The sequence below is a fragment of the Candidatus Nitrosopumilus sp. bin_32a genome (genome assembly GCF_054095935.1).
This window is the reverse complement of the sequence record NZ_JBSWSN010000008.1, coordinates 24279-41708: the sequence shown is the minus strand read 5'-3', so window position 1 is coordinate 41708 and position 17430 is coordinate 24279. Positions and strand designations below refer to the sequence as shown.

Genomic DNA, 17430 nt, shown 5'->3' with positions numbered 1-17430 from the left:
ACATAATTTTTACATTTTACTGATAATTTATGTAATTTTTACAGACTATTTTACGCCTTGATCTCTCTACCTAGCAGACTCTTGTATAATGATATGGCATCAGATTCATCCTTGGTACCTACGACAACAGCAGATCCTTTCTTCATAAAGCTTACAGACAAATCACTAGTCCTCATTGACAATCCAAGATTTCCTTGATTTTCTACAATGAATCCTTTTTCCTTTGCAATACGAGTTACAATATCTGCATCAACATCAAATGTTTCAGTCGGGGTAATAGAATAGGTCCTCTTACCGCGATTGCGTCCACATAATTCTTCCAAGATTAATTCTTCTTTTTGTATAACTTCGAGTTTTCCTGTTCCACAAATTGGACATTCCTCAGCTCTGAATGTTCTGGTGAAATTAAAATCCAAGTTTTCTAAATCTACATGTAAAATTCTTTGAGAAAGATTTGGAGTTTTTCCGAGTATTATTTTAACGGCTTCTGCAACTTCAATTGCACCAATAATGGAAAGTATTGGTGGATGGACTCCTTCAATACTGCATGTTGGCATTGTGTCCTCATCTAATTCAGGGAACATGCAATAGTAACATGCAGATTTTTTTGGTAGAATAGTAAAGGCTTGTCCAGATGTTCCAACTGCAGCTCCTGTAACAAAAGGAATCTCAAACTTTACACATGCTTTGTTTAATGCATATCTTGCATTGACACTGTCGAGTGCATCAATTACAACATCGCAACCTTCAACAACTTCTAATGCAGTATAGTCATTTACAGACACAGCTAGTGCTTCAATTTTACAATCAGGGTTTAGTTTCTGTAATTTTTTTGCAGCCACTTCAACTTTGACTTGGCCAACATCATCTTCATCAAACATCATTTGCCTGTGCAGATTTGATAATTCTATCACATCTCTATCAACAATGCGTAAAGTTCCAACTCCCATTGTAGCTAGTCTAGATATTATTGGATGTCCCAAACCGCCTGTTCCAACAACACAGACTTTGGCATTTTTTAATTTTAATTGACCACCATATCCAATTTCTTCAAGCATCACTTGTCTTGAAAATTTATCCAATTCTTTTGGAGAAAGTTCTTCAGAACCACCAGCTACTGCTGGCAATATGTAAACTTCATCACCGTCATTTAGAATAGTATTCATACCGTCAGAAAATTTTGAATTCTTTCCATTAATGTAAACATTAATCAGGGATCGCGGGGTTCCATCACCTTCCAATACTCTCCGCTTAAAATCATCACCCATAATTTCTGAAATTTTTACAAACGCATCAGTTAACGATTCAGTAGAGATTTCTACCTTTTTTTCTCCACCGCTTTGATTTAGTACCGATGGGACTGTAAATGTAATATTTGCCATTAGTTTACTACCGCCGAAATTTCTTCAATGTCTGCCTTCATTACTGTGGGTTTCTTCAAAACTTCCATAATTGATTCAGTTGCCTTTAGACCATTACCAGTCACATAACATACCACTTTATCGTTTTTGTCAATCTTTCCTTGCTCAACCATTTTTTGAAGAATAGCAACAGATACTCCACCTGCAGGCTCTGTAAATATCCCTTCAGTTTGTGCAAGTAACAATATTGCATCAAGAATTTCCTTATTGTTGCATTCTTCAGCAAATCCATTATACTGTGCCAATCTCTTCAAAACATATCTTCCATCTCCAGGATCACCTATTGCTAAACTTTTTGCAATAGTGTCAGGATTTTCAACAGGAATCACTTCTTTAGAATTTTTCTTAAATGCATCAACGATTGGCGCACATCCGTGTGGTTGTGCTGCAATCATGTGCATGTTGGATACATCATTTAGCAATGATACAGTTTGTAACTCTTCAAAGCCTTTACAAATTGCATTAAGCATGGCACCACTACCAACTGGAACTATCAATTGATCAGGTACTTGCCAGTCAAGTTGTTCTGCAACTTCGTATGAGAATGTTTTAGAGCCTTCTACATAGTGAGAACGCATGTTAATGTTTACTATGCCAATCCCTTTACTGTCACCAATTTGTGCTGCAATTCTGTTTGCATCATCGTATGTTCCATCAACTGCGATATAGTTTGCACCGTATGACAACGCCTGTGTAATCTTTGCCATCTCGATATTACTTGGTGCAAATACATGGCATGGCAATCCGGCTTTAGCTGCATGTGCTGCAGTTGCTGATGCTAAATTACCAGTAGATGCACACCCAACTGCTGACAATCCAAATTCTTTGGCTTTGGATATTGCAACTCCAGCTGGTCTGTCTTTGAATGAAAATGTAGGGTTTACAGAATCATTTTTTATGTAAAGATTGTTTAATCCTAATTTTTTTCCAAGATTATCAGCCTTGATAAGAGGAGTCATTCCAGCACCAATGCTAACTATATTTGATTTGTTCTCTATTGGAAGTAATTCAAAGTATCTCCAGTAGGTATGCTCACGATTTGTGAATGTCTCTTTTGTTAATTTAGGGAAATTATATTTTACATCAAGTGGTCCAAAGCAGTCTTCACACACATACTTGAAAGCAGTGTCATATTCTTTTTTACATTCTCTGCATTGGAGCGAGGTTCTAGTCAAGATCAATAGATCCTATGAAAACACAGATAAAAAATCCTAATATCAAGTTAAGTAATACTTAATTTTAATGGTTAAAAAATATAGTGAATACTAATCAACATACGGGGAAAAATAGGAAAAATCAGATTTTTTTGAAATTATCAATCATGAGGAAGGTTTTTAGATATTTTTGCAAGTGTAATTTTGTGAATAACAAAATTGCAATTCCAATCATTATAGGAATTATCATAATAGTAGGAATCATTGTAATAACAAATCAAGAGTCAAATTCTATGGAGGTTGAAGATACTCTAAATAAAGAATTACACCCAGAAGAAGAAATCACTCCAGAAATTCAAGAAAAATTAGATAGTATTGAGAAAATAAATTTAGAAAATGAATATTCGCCAAAAGAAAGAGAGTGGATAACTTCAGGACCATTTCAAATTGATCGAAGTGAATATGTTTTGGGGGAAAAAATTTTTCTCAGAACTGGGGGATTGGGATTTGATGAAAAGGGTCAAGTGGCATTTCTTAGACCACTAAACACCACTCACTATGAAGTTTATCTGACAATACCATTTGATGGCTCTGATAATTCAGCATTCAATTACTATTTACAACCACAACTTTCAAAGGCGAAAGGGTTTTGTTCTGCAGATGATTTTGTAGGTGATTGGAGAGTTGTTTTTAGAGGAACAGATTATCCTAACTTAGAATTTAAAATTACTAAAGATATTCTTCCAGGTGATGAAGATGATTACGAACCAGTATGCTGATTTATTTTTCTAAAGAATTATGAAAGCAAACTCTTTCACCAGTATGGCATGCAGGACCAGATGGTTCAACTAGATAAATAATAGCATCAGAATCACAATCAACTAAAATTTCTCTAATTTTTTGAGTATTTCCAGATTCTTCTCCTTTCATCCAAAGCTTATTTCTTGAACGACTCCAAAACCAAGAGTTTCCAGTTTTTTTTGCAAGTGCTAGGGATTCTTTATTTGCATATGCTAATGTCAAAACATCTTTTGTATTTGCATCCTGAACAATTACAGGTACAAGACCTCCACTCTTCTCAAAATCTAACTCATCAATAGATTTTTCCATAGTGAGAAATGTGAAATTAGCTATTATAATCTTACAGGAATGTCTCTGTCTTTCAAGTATGACTTTACGCCATTTACTCCATGCGTCTCATAGTGAAATATCGAGGCAGCTAATGCCGCATCGACATTCGTTTCCTTGAAAACATTAATCATATCATCAGGTTTTCCACAACCTCCTGAAGCAATGACAGGAATAGTTACAGAATCAACGACATTTTTAGTCAGTAAAATATCATATCCGTCTTTGGTTCCATCCTTGTCAATACTAGTAAGAAGAATCTCGCCAGCACCTAATTTTTCAGCATCTTTAACCCATTGAATAACATCCATTCCAGTCCCTTCTTTTCCACCATAAATGAAAACTTCAAACCAAAACTGTTTATCATTTTCAGTAAAAATATTTTTTGAGTCGTCAATGTTGTAATTCCTTTTTGCATCAACAGCAATCACAACGCATTGACGTCCAAACAATTCCATTAATTCTGTAATAATTTTGGGATTTTTTATTGCGCCAGTATTGATTCCGACTTTATCAGCACCATTAAGCAAAATATTTCTTGCATCTTCTAGAGATTTAACCCCACCACCTACGGTAAACGGGATATCAATTACAGAAGCTACTTTTCTAACCAAGTCTTTGATTGTTTTTCGTTGTTCGTCAGATGCAGTAATGTCTAAAAAAACTAGCTCATCTGCACCTTCATTACTGTATTTTTCTGCCAATTCCACAGGATCTCCTGCGTCCTTAATTGATTCAAAGTTTAATCCCTTGACGACTCTACCGTTTTTTACATCCAAGCAAGGAATTATTCGTTTAGTCAATGTCATGATAATTTTTTTGCCTCTTGAATTGAAATTTTATTCTCATATAGTGCTTTACCAAGAATTACTCCAAATGCATTTTTTTCTTTTACATCTTTAACATCAGAAATATTAGAAATCCCTCCACTTGCAATAACATTTGCATTAGACAAGTTGCATGCTTGCTCTAAAAATTCCAAGTCTGGTCCCTCCATAGTGCCATCGCGACTAACATTTGTTAGTAAAAATTCAGTAAAACCCATTTCTAGAAATTCATTAATTGCAGGAATTAATTTAATCCCAGTATCTTTTTGCCAACCATGAATTACAATTTCTCCATCTTTATGATCAACTGAAATTACAATTTTTTCTGCTCCCAGTTCAGACAATAATGATTTCAATAATGACTTATCTTTGAATGCCAAAGTTCCCAGTACAATTCGTTCAGATAATTTTGCAACATCTAAAACTAGTGATCTATCTCGCAAACCTCCAGCAACTTCAACTGGAATTGAAACAGATTTGAGAATTTTTTTAATCATATCGAGATTAGAGCCAATCCCAAGAGTTGCATCCAGATCAACTAAATGAAGAATGTCTGCACCTGCAGATTCCCATTTTTTTGCAATGTTCACAGGATCGTCACTGTATACGGTTTTTTGGTTAGGATCCCCCTTGTACAATCTAACGACTTTGCCATCCATTAGATCAATTGCAGGAATTATTTTCATTTTCTGCACTCTTTTAGAAAATTCTCCAACATTATTTTTCCTATAGTACTTGATTTTTCAGGATGAAATTGTGTACCATAGAAATTATCATATTCCACTACAGCTGGTACTTTAATTCCATAATCAGATTCAGCAGTTATGACATCATTTGATTCAGGTTTTACTCTATACGAATGAACAAAGTATGCCCATGAACCGTCTTTTACTCCTTCAAGAATTTTTCCAGGTTTTTTTATTTCTAGATTATTCCATCCCATGTGTGGCACTTTCATCGAAGATGGAAGGATAATTACTTCACCATCAATGACATTCAGGCCTTTCTCTTTTCCTTCTTCACTTTTTTCAAAAAACATTTCCATTCCAAGACAAATACCTAGAACAGGCATGTTTTCAACATATTCTTTAAATTGAATCTTGGAAAAATTTCTAATACTATTCATAGCAGGATCAAAATTGCCTACACCTGGAAGTAGCAATCCAGAATAAATATTTGCATCATCAAAATTTGTTATCACATCAACTGTAGCTCCTACTTTTTCAAGTGAATTTTTCAGACTGAAAATATTTCCAGCGCCATAATCAAAAATTGCAACACTTGTCATTACATTGAACCTTTTGTACTTGGAATTCCTTTTTGTTTTTTATCTAATGATGATGCATTTCTTAATGCAACTGCAAGTGATTTTATGGCAGCCTCTACTTTGTGATGATCATTATCTCCATACTTTACAGTGAGGTGGATACAGCTGTTGAGATTTTGTAATAACGATTGGAAGAAATGTTCAAGATCCTCTTTTGATACATCCTCAATTTTATTTCGTTTGATTAACAATGTCAATTTCCAAAATGGACGTTTTACTAGATCAATTGAAGCCTCAGCAAGAGATTCATCCATTGGAACAGAAGCATAGCTGAATCTAGTAATTCCACGTCTAGAACTTAGTGCTTTGTCAATTGTTTGGCCCATTGTAATTGCAGTGTCTTCAATCAAGTGGTGTTCTATACCATCATTTGATTTTGCATCAACTTTAAGATCCATCATTCCATGTGTTCCAAATGATACAATCAAGTGATCAAGGAATTTTATTCCAGTTTTAATAGATGTCTTACCCGATCCATCAAGATTCACAGATACAGAAACGCTGGTTTCTTTTGTATTTCGTTTAATTGATGTCTTTCGTGGTGCCATTTTTCTCACAGATTATGTAATTTCCATCATTCTAAATTTAATACCTTTGGTAACAGATGGATTGAATCCAGTGCCAAAATAGCATCATTTTTCTCAAATAGTTCCAATTTCTCTTGTGGATTTTTACTAGTGCCAATAATTCCACAAAATATGGTCTTATGTCCTAAATCAGTAGTTCTTTTGGCCATAATAAAATCCTCCATAGAATCTCCAACATAGAGAGTCAAAGTGCAATTCATTCCTTGAATTGAGTTTAAAAGAGATTTTGGATTAGGTTTTGCAAGTTCACGCGGTTCATCCTCAAGAAACATGGAATTTGATAAATTAAATTTTGCCAATAGTGATTTTAAAGAATATCTTACAGATTCTTTTCCTCTTCCAGTGACCATGGCAATTTTTGAATTAAATTTTTTCTGTAATTTTTCAAATAAAATGTCATTTAGAATTACATCATCTTGCTCAATTAGACCAGGTTCAGAAAAGTTTGAAGCATTGTTAAATAATTTCTGATACAATTCCGGTCCATAAAAAATTTGATCAAATATACGATACAAAGGATTGTCATGATGAGTTCCAGGGTAGGATAGTTGTTTTTTAATATCAGATATATCAATTTGATTTTCAATATATTTTTCTACAGATATAATTCCGCTAGAATCAGAGTTTTGAATTACATCGAAGATAAAACTGGTTTGATCTTTTTCTAATTTTTTGGCAGCAACAATGGAGATTATAGCAGCATAAGTCAAATCAACCTCATCATTAAATCCTCCAGTGGATTTGAACCCATCAATAATTTTAAAATCAACGTCAATGGATGAATCAATTTTTGCTAGATTTTTCAAAACATATTGGGTTGTTTTTGTTATTGCTAGATCATATGATTTTGTAATATCAATTAATACGCCATCGCAATCAAAAATTACTGCATCTATTTTGTCGAGTATTTGAATCTGAGAATCATCTGTATAGATCCCTTCAGATTTTTTTGTTAAAGTCATCCCAATAAATCACGGATAGCCAGTAAGAATTTTGAGTTCATTTCCTTTGTTCCAACAGTTACTCTAAGACATCCATCGTGATTTCCAATTTTGCCAAGTTTACGAATTGAAATTCCCTGTTCAGCAAGTGCAGAATAAACACGTTTGTAGGCACCATGAGCATCAAAAAGCACGAAATTAGCCTTGGAATCAAACACTTCAAAGGCATCAAAAGATTGCAGAGTTTCAATAATTCTTTTTCTTTCAGTTTTGATACTATCAATCGCATCTTTCATGAGTTTTGATTTTTCCAGAGCATGGATTCCAGATTCGATTGTAATTGTACTAATAGGATATGGGTATTGTAAAACATTCATAAAAGTTTCAGTGAATTGTTTGCTTGCAATAAAATAACCCAGTCTCAATCCAGCCAATCCAAATGATTTTGAAAGAGTTTGAACGACAATCAAATTGTTTTGAGTCTTGACCATGCTTGAAAGAGAATATTCACTAAACTCCCCATATGCCTCATCAATTATAACAAGACCAGCAAAAGATTTTACAAGTTTTTGTAATTCATTTTTAGAAAATTGAAAACCCGTAGGATTGTTTGGAGAGTCAAGATAAAGTATATCTGCATTTTTAGATTCCTTTAGAAAATCCTTAATGTCTAATTTCATATCATCAGAAAAGGGAATTGTAATTAATGGTATATTGTATAATTTACAACGTTCTTCAAAAAACCCAAATGTAGGATTGGATGTGAGAACTTTGGTTTCTTTTGATGCAAAATTAGAAAGAATCAAATCCAAGATTTGATCAGATCCATTTCCAACACCAATCATGGATGATTGAATTTTAACAAATTTTGATATTGTATCAATTAACCTTTCAACTCCCCCTAGAGGATATTCCCTAATGTCGGAATTTTTTTTGGCCAAAGAAAGTATATCGTTTTGAAATTGTTTTGGAATCACATAATTCTCATTTGAATCAAGTTTTACTGAATCTTCAACAAGTTCGGGTTTTTGATAACCGCCTATTGAATTGAATTTTTTAATTTTTTCCTCAAACCAATTTTTTTTCAATTCAATCTACCTCTTACTGCCTCATAGTGGTTTGTAAGACCTTCAGCTTTTGTTAAAACTTCAAGATATTTGGAGATTTTTGATAGTGATTTTTTAGATGATGTAATCTGAGTGTTCACTTTGATAAAGTCCAAAACTGAAAGTGAGCCCCTAATTTTTCCAAATCCATTAGTTGGCAGGATATGATTTGAGCCTAGAACGTAATCACTTGCTGATGATGGAGTATTATTCCCAATCAAAACAAGCCCTGAAGAAGTAATTTTTGATGCTACAGATTCTGAATTTTTAGTCATAATTTGCAAGTGTTCAGGAGCTAAAATATTTGCAAGTTTTATCATATCAGAATTAGTTTTACATATTCCAATAAATCCATTATTTCTTAAGCTAGATTGAGCAATTTTTCCTCTTTGGATAGTCGGAATTAGTTCTGAAACTGTTTTGTTTACAGACTTTGCAAGCTTTTCTGATGTAGTAATCAAATAACAAAATGTGTCATTGCTGTGCTCAGCTTGAGATATTAAATCTAAAGCGACAAATTTCGGATTTGCAGAATTATCTGCCATTATTCCCAATTCAGTTGGACCTGCAAGCATGTCAATTCCCGTCTGATCACTTATCATAAATTTTGCAGTTGTAACAAATGCACCTCCAGGACCTACGATTTTATCCACTTTAGGAATTGATTTTGTTCCAAAAGATAATGCTGCAATAGATTGAACGCCGCCTGTTTTGTAAATTTCATTTGCCCCACAAATGTCAGCACTGACTATAGTTAACGGATCAATTTTTCCATCAGAGTTTGGAGGAGATACGACTACGATTCTTTTTACTCCTGCAATTTTAGCTGGAACTACAGACATGATTACAGAACTTGGATATTTTGCTAATCCACCAGGAATGTAGCATCCAACGCTTTGAATAGCAATAAACTTTTTAGAAATTTTTATTCCATCCTGGTTGATTATTTTGTTTTTAAGTAGCGATTTAACAATGGATTCTGTTTTTCCAAGTCTAGTTTTTGCCAATCGTAGTGCACCGAGTTCTGTTTTAGATATTTTAGAATATGCATTTTTTATTTCACTTTGAGTTAAACGCAATGATGATATGTTTGCTTTACTGAATTTTTTTTCATATTTACGAATTGCAACGTCTCCGTTTTTTCTAACATCTTTTAGAATTGATTCAACTATAGTTTTGTTGTTTTGAGGCTGTTTTGGAAGTATTTTCGACGCAAACTGTTCAACATTAGTTACTTTAATTATTCTCATCAATTTTCTTCGTCACGTTTTATTTCCTCAAGTTCAAGTATCTGTCTAGGTTCATGGACTACAAGACCTTGAGCAATCTTTCGTAATTTAGGAATGAGTTTGTGGAATTCTTCTTTTTTGATTACCGTATTTACGCCAAACCATCCTTCTTCGCTCAGTGGACTGATTGTTGGTTTTTTGAGAGACGGCATCTGTGTCAAAAGTTTTTTCAGATTTTTTTCTTCAACATTTAGATAAATGTGTAAAAATTTCTTACCTTGAACTGCACCTCTCATCAAAGTCACAATATCATATATTTTTTCACGTTTTTTAGGATCTTTTAATGATTTTTTATTTACAATCAAATGGGCAGTTGAGGTAAGGACATCATCTACGATTTTGAGCTTATTTTGTTTCAAAGTCGTACCTGTTTCTGTAACATCCATAATTGCATCTACATCCTCAGGTGGTTTTGCCTCTGTAGCACCAAAGGATAGATGAATTTGGACACTTTTGTTATTTCCCAGTCTAACCCAAGGAGTGACAATCAGCGGATCTTTGGAACCATAATGTTTTTTGTAAGATTTTGATTGTTTTAGAAATTTTGATGCTGTTGTAAGATATTCAGATGAAATTCTAAGGGTTTTCTTCTTTTTAGCATAATCTGCAATCATTTCATCAAGATTTTTGTAACTATATTTATCAGGAAATGCAATTACCAATCTGATTTTTCCATACTCTAAATCTAAAATTGGTTCAACATCAGAATTTGTTTCACCCACCCAATCCTTTCCAGTGATTCCTACATCGTACAATCCTTCTGCAACTAATGTTGGAATTTCTTGGGGACGAAGCATTTTGACAATAATGCTTGGATCGTCTAGATAGACTCGATACGTTCTACTTTTTCGATTTACTTTAGTAAATGATCTTTCTAATAGTTTGAAAGTGGCTTCCTCCAAACTTCCTTTTGGAATAGCAAATTTTACATCAGACATTTTTAATTTTTTCACTTTTTAGGTATATAATCGCATGTTTAAATTTGCTCAAGTAATTCTTTAGCCCTATCAAGTGAAATTTTCTTTTCTTCAATCATTTTTTGAACAATTTCATCAATTTGATCAGGTGTAGCACCTGCAGCAGCTGCCAGATTCCTTGCATGAAGGCGCATGTGTCCTTTTTGAATTCCTTCAGTTGCAAGAGCTCGAATTGCACTATAATTCTGAGCCAATCCCGTAGCAGTCATCACACATGCAAGTTCTTGAGCAGATTTTGCCCCTAGAATTTTTGCACATACTTTGGCTACCGGATGAACATTTGCAATTCCGCCCACAATTCCTACAGAAAGAGGCATTTCCAAAGTTCCGACCAGGTTCCCCTCATCATCTTTACTCCATTTACTCAAAGAACGATATTTTCCAGTTTGAGCAGCATATGCATTTGCTGCAGCCTCTATTGCTCTGCTATCCTGGCCTACAGCATTTGCAACAGCTATGGTCCCATTCATGATACCTTTGTTGTGAGTGACGGCTCGATACACATCATTGTCAGCAAACTCAAATGCAGAAATAATATTATCAACAACTTGTTCTCCACCCACAGCCTCTTTTTCAAATACTGCTTTTGCTTTCACCATTCGTCTAGTGGAATAGTTAGATAGTATTCTTAGTAGTGCTCTACCACCAGTAATTTTTTCAATTAAAGGAGAAACAGCTTCGCACATGGTATTTGTGACATTAGCGCCCATGGCATCACCTACATCAATGAGTAATTCAACAATTAGCATTTTTCCTGAAGGTGCATCAATTTCTTTACACGAGATTTCTTTTGCACCTTTGCCCATTTTAGACAAAGTATTACTTTTTGAATTTGCTAATTGGAGAATTTCATTTGTAGAATTTTTTATTTGTAATATGGCTGATTGGATATCAACATCTAACATTTGTATTTGGCCAACGCTAAAAGATTCATCAGCAGAGACTTCAAAGCCTCCCTTAATTCGTGCGACTTTGGCACCCTTTGACGCAGCAGCTATTACTGATGGTTCTTCAATGACCATAGGAACAACGTAATCCTTACCATTAATCTTAAAATTTGTAGCAATTCCTAATGGAAGTGAAAAAGTTCCAATGGCATTTTCAACCATTTTATCAGCTTTATCAAAAGAAATTCCCCCATTATCATTTTGTAAAATTTCCAATTCTTCATTTGAGAGATTTGCAAAATTAGCAATGACATCCAATCTTTCTTTTCTAGATTTTTCAAAAAATTTTGAAATTGATGAATCAGGCATTTTATTTCAATATCCTCAACAGTTTATCATCCATACTATCTGGAAAACCTTTTCCATCAGTATTTGAAGTAATTACATAAAGACTGCCATCAGGACCTTGCACTACATCACGCACACGACCTATACCACTAAGAATTGATTTTTGTGAACTCAGTCCTTCTTCAAAATCCACTTGATAGAGATTTGCAGCCCTCATGGAAGCCATAATGAATGAAGATTCAAAATCTAAAGAATCCCCAGTGTAAAACAAGATACCGCCGGGTTCTATACTTGGATCATAGCAAATAATGGCATCTACAAAAGATTCATTGCCAGAACATTGTTGTTCAGGCCACCCATAGTTTTTTCCTGCTTGAATTAGATTAATTTCATCATTTTTTTCTGGCCCAAATTCTGCAACAAACAAATTTCCATCATCATCCCAAGTCATCCCTTGGGGATTTCTGTGACCTAATGAATAGATAGGAGAATTAGAAAATGGATTGTCATCAGGAAAAGTACCGTCATCATTTATTCTTAAAATTTTTCCAGACAAAGAATCAAGATCTTGTGGAAGATGAGATGCATCAGAGACTGTACCTGTACCAATATACAATTTTTCATCAGGTCCAAATTTAATAAAACCCCCATTTGTAAATGAAGAGCCAGGAATTTTATCTAAAATAACTTCTGCGTTTTGTAGTTTATTTTCAGATTCAGTAATTTTTAAAATCTTATTCCATAAATCTCCATTCTCAGCATATGTCAAAAATACATACAGATGGTGGTTAGTGGAAAAATTTGGATGCAACGCAATTCCCAATAACCCACCATCAAATACATCAGCACCACGCAATGTGGCTAATGGTGATTCAAGCAAGGTGTTGTTTTGAATTACTTTGATTGCTCCATCTTTTTCTGTAACAAAAATTCTATCATCAGAAACAGCGATAGCACGAGGTTTATCGAGATTTTCAGCTAAAATAGTTACAAAATCACTTTCAGAATTAGAATTTGGAAGAGGTAATGGAATCGGATCAGTTGGAGATGTTAAAACTAATACTGAAAATACAATGGCAATAACAATTGCAGCAACTTGAATTTTTTTATCCACGAAAAGATGAGGACTTAAAATCCTATTAATTACTTTCAAGAATTTGATAAAGCGTATATACGGCTCAGCTTCATTTATGTTCAGCGGGGTGGGGAAGCCAGGTCATCCCGGCGGGCTCATAACCCGCAGTTCAGTAGTTCAAATCTACTCCCCGCTACTTATTTTCATAAACACAAAACCATGAAAGAGAATCATCGAATTTGGATGATCCGTTAACAATTCCAATTCTCTGCAAGGGTCTAGTTAGATGCCTGTGAGCAGAAAGTTTTGGAAGGTAAAGTTGTTTTTTTATATTTCTTGAAATTTCATGAGTGGTTTTTTTGGAAGATTTTTTTCCACAACGGACACACTGAAATCCTTGATTAACGCCTTTAGATTTCATTTTTTTATTACATTTTTTACACTCAGGATTAGTCAAAGTGGTATTCTTTTCAAGTGAAACAACATTAAGGAATTCAAGATTAATTATTCGTGGGAAATTTTTAGAGGCCTTTCTGACTCCGCCGCCAACAATAATTTTATCTCCTTTTAGTAAATTTGACGCAACAACAGTCATTCCAGTGGGTTTGTAAACAGCACACCAAAATTCATGGTTCTTTGAAATGATTTTAAAAAACACATGACCACCTTTTACAATTTTTGGCATATTTGATACAACTCCAGAAATTTTTCCAGACGCGTAAGGTTTCATGTTTTCAAAATTTAATTCATTTTTTAAATGATCACCAGTTCCCTGATTAGATTTGAAGATCATGTATCCGTCTAATTTCTCAGATGTTTTTAGAATTTTGGTGGCATAAATCAATGAATCCACATTCTCACCTCTAACACCATAAAAAACAGGATCAGGTCCATGAGGAGTAATTAAAACTCGACCTTTCTTTGTGTCAAAGCTGTTAAATGTATTTGGAGAAGTTTTTTCTTGCATATTTTTTACGCTCTCCGTAGAAATTTTTCTTTCTTTTCCAAACTTTGATTTTTTTCTATAACTCAAAAGTTCTAGTGTATGATCATGAAAATCATAGCCAATTGCACCTATAGCACCGATTAATCCTTGGCCATTTCCTTGATAATGAATCTCAAGGTTGTTTTTTTTAGCAAATGTTTTTGCATTGTTGCGATTAATTAATTGCCATAAAGCTAATTTGCTAAATTTAGTAAATTCAGATGGAATAGTATCACTTTCAAAAAATACTAGTCCAGGATTTGCACCATTTTTAGTATCAGAATATTTTAAAACGAGATTTTTAATTTGGTTTTTTATTTTAGAGGGGTTTTTTGTCTTTATTTTAAAAGAGACTGCTCCGTTTCCCCTAGTTTTCCAAGGAATATTAGGATTGAATCTGATTAAACGTGGGAAATCTAAAAATTCTGTTTTTTGTTTTTGTAGTAAATCAACGATTTTGTAAGCAAGAAAGGTGGTGCACATCCCTTTAGGTGAATCAGTATCATCAAATCCAACATTGAGAATAGATTCCTTTTCCATGACTTGTTTTAATTAATCAGACATTTTTAGTTGTTGTACGCTACAGTTGATTTAAATTAATAACACAGTATTCCAAGCTGAATTGATTGTAATAGATGAAGCAAGAATTTTTAAAGAAATAGAAGAAAAAAAACCAGCATCAGTTTCATTAAATGGTCCAGATGGCATGCTACCTCAAGTTCAGGATATGGCAATTAAAATCTCAACAAAATATGAAATACCAGCATATGTTTTAGCAGACACCACATGGGGAACTTGTGATTTGAATACAACAGGTTCAAAAATATTAGGAGCAGAAATTCAATTTAATATCGGACATACCATCAATACAGAATCATTAGAAAAAAATTTAGTCTTAATTGATGCTTTTGATGATGTTGGATTTGATAGTGTTGCAGAAAAATGTACAGATCTCTTAAAAGGAAAATTGATTTCGCTAGTTACAGATAGTCAACATTTGCATCAAATGGATAGAGTTGAAAAAATTTTAACAAAAAATGGAATTAAGGTGAAAATTGGAAAGGGGAAAGGACAGTTAAATGATGGCCAAGTATTTGGTTGTGAATTTTATCCTGCTACAGAATTAAAAAAAGAAGTCGATGCCTATGTATTTTTAGGACAAAGTAATTTTCATGCCGCAGGAATTGCATTATCAACGAATTTACCAACATTTGTTTTAGATCCTTATTTTAATGAAGTAAGAGAAGTGACAGAGTTTGCACGTACGCTAAAAAAGAAAGCATCTCTAGCAATATTCAAAGCGGCAGAAGCAAAATCATTTGGAATAATCATCGGATTAAAAGAAGGGCAATTATCCAAGGTATTTGGCTTGAAATTTAAAAAAGAATTAGAAAAAGAAGGGAAAGCAGTTCAATTATTTGCACTTACAGATATTACAAATGAGCGATTAAACAATCTTAGAGGAATTGATGCATTCATTCAAGTTGCATGCCCAAGGATTTCTACAGACAATCAATTTGACAAGCCAGTGTTATCTACCCCTCAGGCTAATGCACTTCTAAAAGTTTTACGAAAAGAAAGTATTGATGAATATCTAGAAATTCCACATTGGTTATAATTATAAAATTAATTTTTTAAATTTAGGATCATCTAATAATTTTTCAAATATTTTTGATTTTTTGGCTTTTATTTTGTATTTTGTTCCTTGAGAAATAGCACGCTCAAGTAAATCTAATGCTTCTTCATTTTTTGACAACATTACAAAACTACAAGATTTGTCAAATAAAACATCCCCATTATCAGGATAATCATCCAAGATTTGATTACAACATTCGATAGATTCATCAAAATTGCCAACTGAGAATAAAATTCGCTCTTTATGATATAGTGCAATCTTATATTTTGAATTATTACCTAGTATATGATCACACATTGCTAATGCATCAACAAATTTTTCCTGTTTACGAAATGACGAAATTTTGTTAACTAATAATGAAAGATCACCTGGAGAACTCTGTAAAGCAGCATCATAGCATTTTATGGCATTATCAAAATCTTTTAGTTTGCTGAGAGCATATCCCTTATTGTTCAGTGAGCTTACATGCCGAGGGTTTTCAGATAAGATTTTGTCATAGTATTCTATTGCTTCATATAATTTGCCTTGTAAAAATAATCTATTACCTTCATCTAAAATAGAGTTTGTTTTTGGATCATCCATATCATTAAGATCCTGGTTTGATCAGGATTTTTCCAAACAGACCTTTACCTTTAAGCATTTTTGTATGAGCCTCTGCAGCATCTTCTAGTGAATATATAGAATCAATAATAGACTTAATTTTGCCTTGTGACATCCAATACAGACCTTGTTCTAATTCAGCCCTAGTTCCCTGAGTAGAACCTAAGATGTTGATTCCTTTGAAAAAAATATGACGTAAATCAGTTTTTGCATCATATCCTGTTGTTGCACCAGTTGTTACAATAGTTCCACCATAATTTAGTAAAGTAAGTTCTTTGTTCCAATGAGTGCCACCAATATGTTCAAAAATAACATCAACTCCAGGTACATCTCCAAAGGGTTTAGGGATTTTTTTAGCAATTGATCTTACTTCTTTATGCCAATCTTCTTTTCTATGGTCTACAGCATAGTCAGCTCCTAGTTCCAATAATTTATCTAGTTTATCAGGGCTGGCAGTAGCAATTACAGTACATCCAAAAAGTTTTGCAATTTGAATCCCATAATTTCCAACTCCAGAGCTACCTCCCATAATCAATACTACTTGTCCTGGTTGAATTTTTGCTCTGCCAATTAGCATATGCCATGAAGTTAACAAAGTCATTGATGCGGCAGCTGCTTGATCGTATGAAACACCTTCTGGGATTTTTACAACATTGACTTCTGGAAGATGTGTAAATTCACAATATCCGCCCCAAAGAGGTCCTGTTTCAAAACCCCAGATGGTTCGTTGTCTGCAATCAAATTCTCTACCATCAGTACATGCTCTACAAACTCTACACGACATATTTCCATGTGAGACAACCCTATCGCCAATTTTGATATTTTTAACATCACTACCAATAGCTGTTACTTCACCAGCCGCATCAGTTCCAGAAATATGAGGTAACGGAATTGCCAATGGCTTACCTCTCATTCCCCAAATATCATCATAATTTAGAGCAGCAGTTTTTACTTTAATTATGACTTCGTTAGATTTTGGTTCAGGGATTGGAATTTCTTTAATTTTTAAGATTTTAGAAAAATCATCATCAATAGTATATTGATCATATACCAAGGCTTTCATGATTTTTATCTAATTTTTGAAGATATATGATTTATCAAGATCCATTAAACCACAAACAATTATAATCATAAAAGCAGAA

Annotated in this window: 18 protein-coding genes and 1 tRNA gene; 3 read left to right on the top strand and 16 right to left on the bottom strand. The window is 33.7% G+C overall.

All coding sequences use genetic code 11. The features are described 5' to 3' along the window. Positions 1-50: 50 nt before the first annotated feature. Both ACW9XH_RS08890 and ACW9XH_RS08885 read right to left on the bottom strand, forming a co-directional pair. Positions 51-1382 carry a ThiF family adenylyltransferase gene (locus tag ACW9XH_RS08890; RefSeq protein WP_457760305.1) on the bottom strand — a complete coding sequence of 444 codons (1332 nt, stop codon included), beginning with the start codon at positions 1380-1382 and terminating at the stop codon, positions 51-53. After that, positions 1382-2596, bottom strand: a complete 1215-nt coding sequence (locus ACW9XH_RS08885; protein WP_457760325.1) for a threonine synthase — start codon at positions 2594-2596, stop codon at positions 1382-1384. Before ACW9XH_RS08885 ends, ACW9XH_RS08890 begins: the two co-directional genes overlap by 1 nt. 185 nt (positions 2597-2781) lie before the next feature. Between ACW9XH_RS08885 and ACW9XH_RS08880 the strand changes: the two genes are divergently transcribed. Further along, positions 2782-3354, top strand: coding sequence for a hypothetical protein (locus tag ACW9XH_RS08880; protein ID WP_457760304.1), 573 nt, complete (start codon positions 2782-2784; stop codon positions 3352-3354). A 1-nt stretch (position 3355) separates the two neighbouring features. Here the strand turns inward: ACW9XH_RS08880 and hisI are convergent, their stop codons facing one another. The 11 genes from hisI to ACW9XH_RS08825 are packed head-to-tail and all read right to left on the bottom strand — an operon-like array spanning position 3356 to position 13106. Further along, entirely contained in the window at positions 3356-3685 is a 330-nt protein-coding gene (gene hisI, locus ACW9XH_RS08875; RefSeq protein ID WP_457760303.1) for a phosphoribosyl-AMP cyclohydrolase, read from the bottom strand. Between the two features lie 23 nt (positions 3686-3708). Continuing rightward, positions 3709-4512: an imidazole glycerol phosphate synthase subunit HisF gene (hisF, locus tag ACW9XH_RS08870; protein ID WP_457760302.1), complete on the bottom strand. Its 804-nt coding sequence runs from the start codon at positions 4510-4512 to the stop codon at positions 3709-3711. Then, positions 4509-5216, bottom strand: a complete 708-nt coding sequence (gene hisA, locus ACW9XH_RS08865) for a 1-(5-phosphoribosyl)-5-[(5-phosphoribosylamino)methylideneamino]imidazole-4-carboxamide isomerase (RefSeq protein WP_457760301.1) — start codon at positions 5214-5216, stop codon at positions 4509-4511. Before hisA ends, hisF begins: the two co-directional genes overlap by 4 nt. Next, a complete protein-coding gene (hisH, locus tag ACW9XH_RS08860) occupies positions 5213-5818 on the bottom strand; it encodes an imidazole glycerol phosphate synthase subunit HisH (RefSeq protein WP_457760300.1) in 606 nt (201 codons plus the stop codon). Before hisH ends, hisA begins: the two co-directional genes overlap by 4 nt. Next, on the bottom strand, positions 5818-6405 hold the full coding sequence (locus ACW9XH_RS08855) for an imidazoleglycerol-phosphate dehydratase (protein ID WP_457760299.1): 588 nt from the start codon (positions 6403-6405) through the stop codon (positions 5818-5820). Before ACW9XH_RS08855 ends, hisH begins: the two co-directional genes overlap by 1 nt. A gap of 26 nt (positions 6406-6431) precedes the next feature. After that, positions 6432-7406, bottom strand: coding sequence for an HAD family hydrolase (locus ACW9XH_RS08850; RefSeq protein WP_457760298.1), 975 nt, complete (start codon positions 7404-7406; stop codon positions 6432-6434). Continuing rightward, a complete protein-coding gene (gene hisC / locus ACW9XH_RS08845) occupies positions 7403-8473 on the bottom strand; it encodes a histidinol-phosphate transaminase (RefSeq protein WP_457760297.1) in 1071 nt (356 codons plus the stop codon). Before hisC ends, ACW9XH_RS08850 begins: the two co-directional genes overlap by 4 nt. Beyond that, positions 8470-9741 (bottom strand): histidinol dehydrogenase, encoded by a 1272-nt coding sequence (gene hisD, locus ACW9XH_RS08840; RefSeq protein WP_457760296.1) that lies wholly within the window; start codon positions 9739-9741, stop codon positions 8470-8472. Before hisD ends, hisC begins: the two co-directional genes overlap by 4 nt. Beyond that, positions 9741-10718: an ATP phosphoribosyltransferase gene (gene hisG / locus ACW9XH_RS08835; protein WP_457760295.1), complete on the bottom strand. Its 978-nt coding sequence runs from the start codon at positions 10716-10718 to the stop codon at positions 9741-9743. The genes hisD and hisG overlap by 1 nt, the downstream gene beginning before the upstream one ends. Positions 10719-10756: 38 nt before the next feature. Then, complete coding sequence (locus ACW9XH_RS08830; RefSeq protein WP_457760294.1) at positions 10757-12013, bottom strand: hydroxymethylglutaryl-CoA reductase, degradative; 1257 nt, start codon at positions 12011-12013, stop codon at positions 10757-10759. Position 12014: 1 nt separating this feature from the next. Further along, the gene (locus tag ACW9XH_RS08825; protein WP_457760293.1) at positions 12015-13106 is read right to left on the bottom strand and encodes a PQQ-dependent sugar dehydrogenase; all 1092 of its coding nucleotides are present in this window, start codon (positions 13104-13106) and stop codon (positions 12015-12017) included. An 82-nt stretch (positions 13107-13188) separates the two neighbouring features. Here ACW9XH_RS08825 and ACW9XH_RS08820 point away from each other — a divergent pair. After that, positions 13189-13263: transfer RNA gene (locus tag ACW9XH_RS08820), tRNA-Met, on the top strand. On the opposite strand, the gene ACW9XH_RS08815 is transcribed toward ACW9XH_RS08820, so the two are convergent. Further along, positions 13261-14592: a TiaS agmantine-binding domain-containing protein gene (locus ACW9XH_RS08815; RefSeq protein WP_457760292.1), complete on the bottom strand. Its 1332-nt coding sequence runs from the start codon at positions 14590-14592 to the stop codon at positions 13261-13263. The two genes, ACW9XH_RS08820 and ACW9XH_RS08815, sit on opposite strands and share 3 nt — an antisense overlap. An 82-nt stretch (positions 14593-14674) precedes the next feature. Between ACW9XH_RS08815 and dph2 the strand changes: the two genes are divergently transcribed. Beyond that, a complete protein-coding gene (dph2, locus tag ACW9XH_RS08810) occupies positions 14675-15670 on the top strand; it encodes a diphthamide biosynthesis enzyme Dph2 (RefSeq protein ID WP_457760291.1) in 996 nt (331 codons plus the stop codon). Here the strand turns inward: dph2 and ACW9XH_RS08805 are convergent, their stop codons facing one another. Continuing rightward, on the bottom strand, positions 15671-16270 hold the full coding sequence (locus ACW9XH_RS08805; RefSeq protein WP_457760290.1) for a tetratricopeptide repeat protein: 600 nt from the start codon (positions 16268-16270) through the stop codon (positions 15671-15673). A gap of 4 nt (positions 16271-16274) precedes the next feature. Next, entirely contained in the window at positions 16275-17351 is a 1077-nt protein-coding gene (locus ACW9XH_RS08800) for a zinc-binding dehydrogenase (protein WP_457760289.1), read from the bottom strand. Positions 17352-17430 lie beyond the last annotated feature (79 nt).

Bases quoted from the DNA above. Each gene is read 5' to 3' on its own strand.
- ACW9XH_RS08890 (WP_457760305.1), bottom strand. From the start codon at position 1,382: ATGGCAAATATTACATTTACAGTCCCATCGGTACTAAATCAAAGCGGT.
- hisI (WP_457760303.1), bottom strand. From the start codon at position 3,685: ATGGAAAAATCTATTGATGAGTTAGATTTTGAGAAGAGTGGAGGTCTT.
- hisF (WP_457760302.1), bottom strand. From the start codon at position 4,512: ATGACATTGACTAAACGAATAATTCCTTGCTTGGATGTAAAAAACGGT.
- hisA (WP_457760301.1), bottom strand. From the start codon at position 5,216: ATGAAAATAATTCCTGCAATTGATCTAATGGATGGCAAAGTCGTTAGA.
- hisH (WP_457760300.1), bottom strand. From the start codon at position 5,818: ATGACAAGTGTTGCAATTTTTGATTATGGCGCTGGAAATATTTTCAGT.
- ACW9XH_RS08855 (WP_457760299.1), bottom strand. From the start codon at position 6,405: ATGGCACCACGAAAGACATCAATTAAACGAAATACAAAAGAAACCAGC.
- ACW9XH_RS08850 (WP_457760298.1), bottom strand. From the start codon at position 7,406: ATGACTTTAACAAAAAAATCTGAAGGGATCTATACAGATGATTCTCAG.
- hisD (WP_457760296.1), bottom strand. From the start codon at position 9,741: ATGAGAATAATTAAAGTAACTAATGTTGAACAGTTTGCGTCGAAAATA.
- hisG (WP_457760295.1), bottom strand. From the start codon at position 10,718: ATGTCTGATGTAAAATTTGCTATTCCAAAAGGAAGTTTGGAGGAAGCC.
- ACW9XH_RS08830 (WP_457760294.1), bottom strand. From the start codon at position 12,013: ATGCCTGATTCATCAATTTCAAAATTTTTTGAAAAATCTAGAAAAGAA.
- ACW9XH_RS08815 (WP_457760292.1), bottom strand. From the start codon at position 14,592: ATGGAAAAGGAATCTATTCTCAATGTTGGATTTGATGATACTGATTCA.
- ACW9XH_RS08805 (WP_457760290.1), bottom strand. From the start codon at position 16,270: ATGGATGATCCAAAAACAAACTCTATTTTAGATGAAGGTAATAGATTA.
- ACW9XH_RS08800 (WP_457760289.1), bottom strand. From the start codon at position 17,351: ATGAAAGCCTTGGTATATGATCAATATACTATTGATGATGATTTTTCT.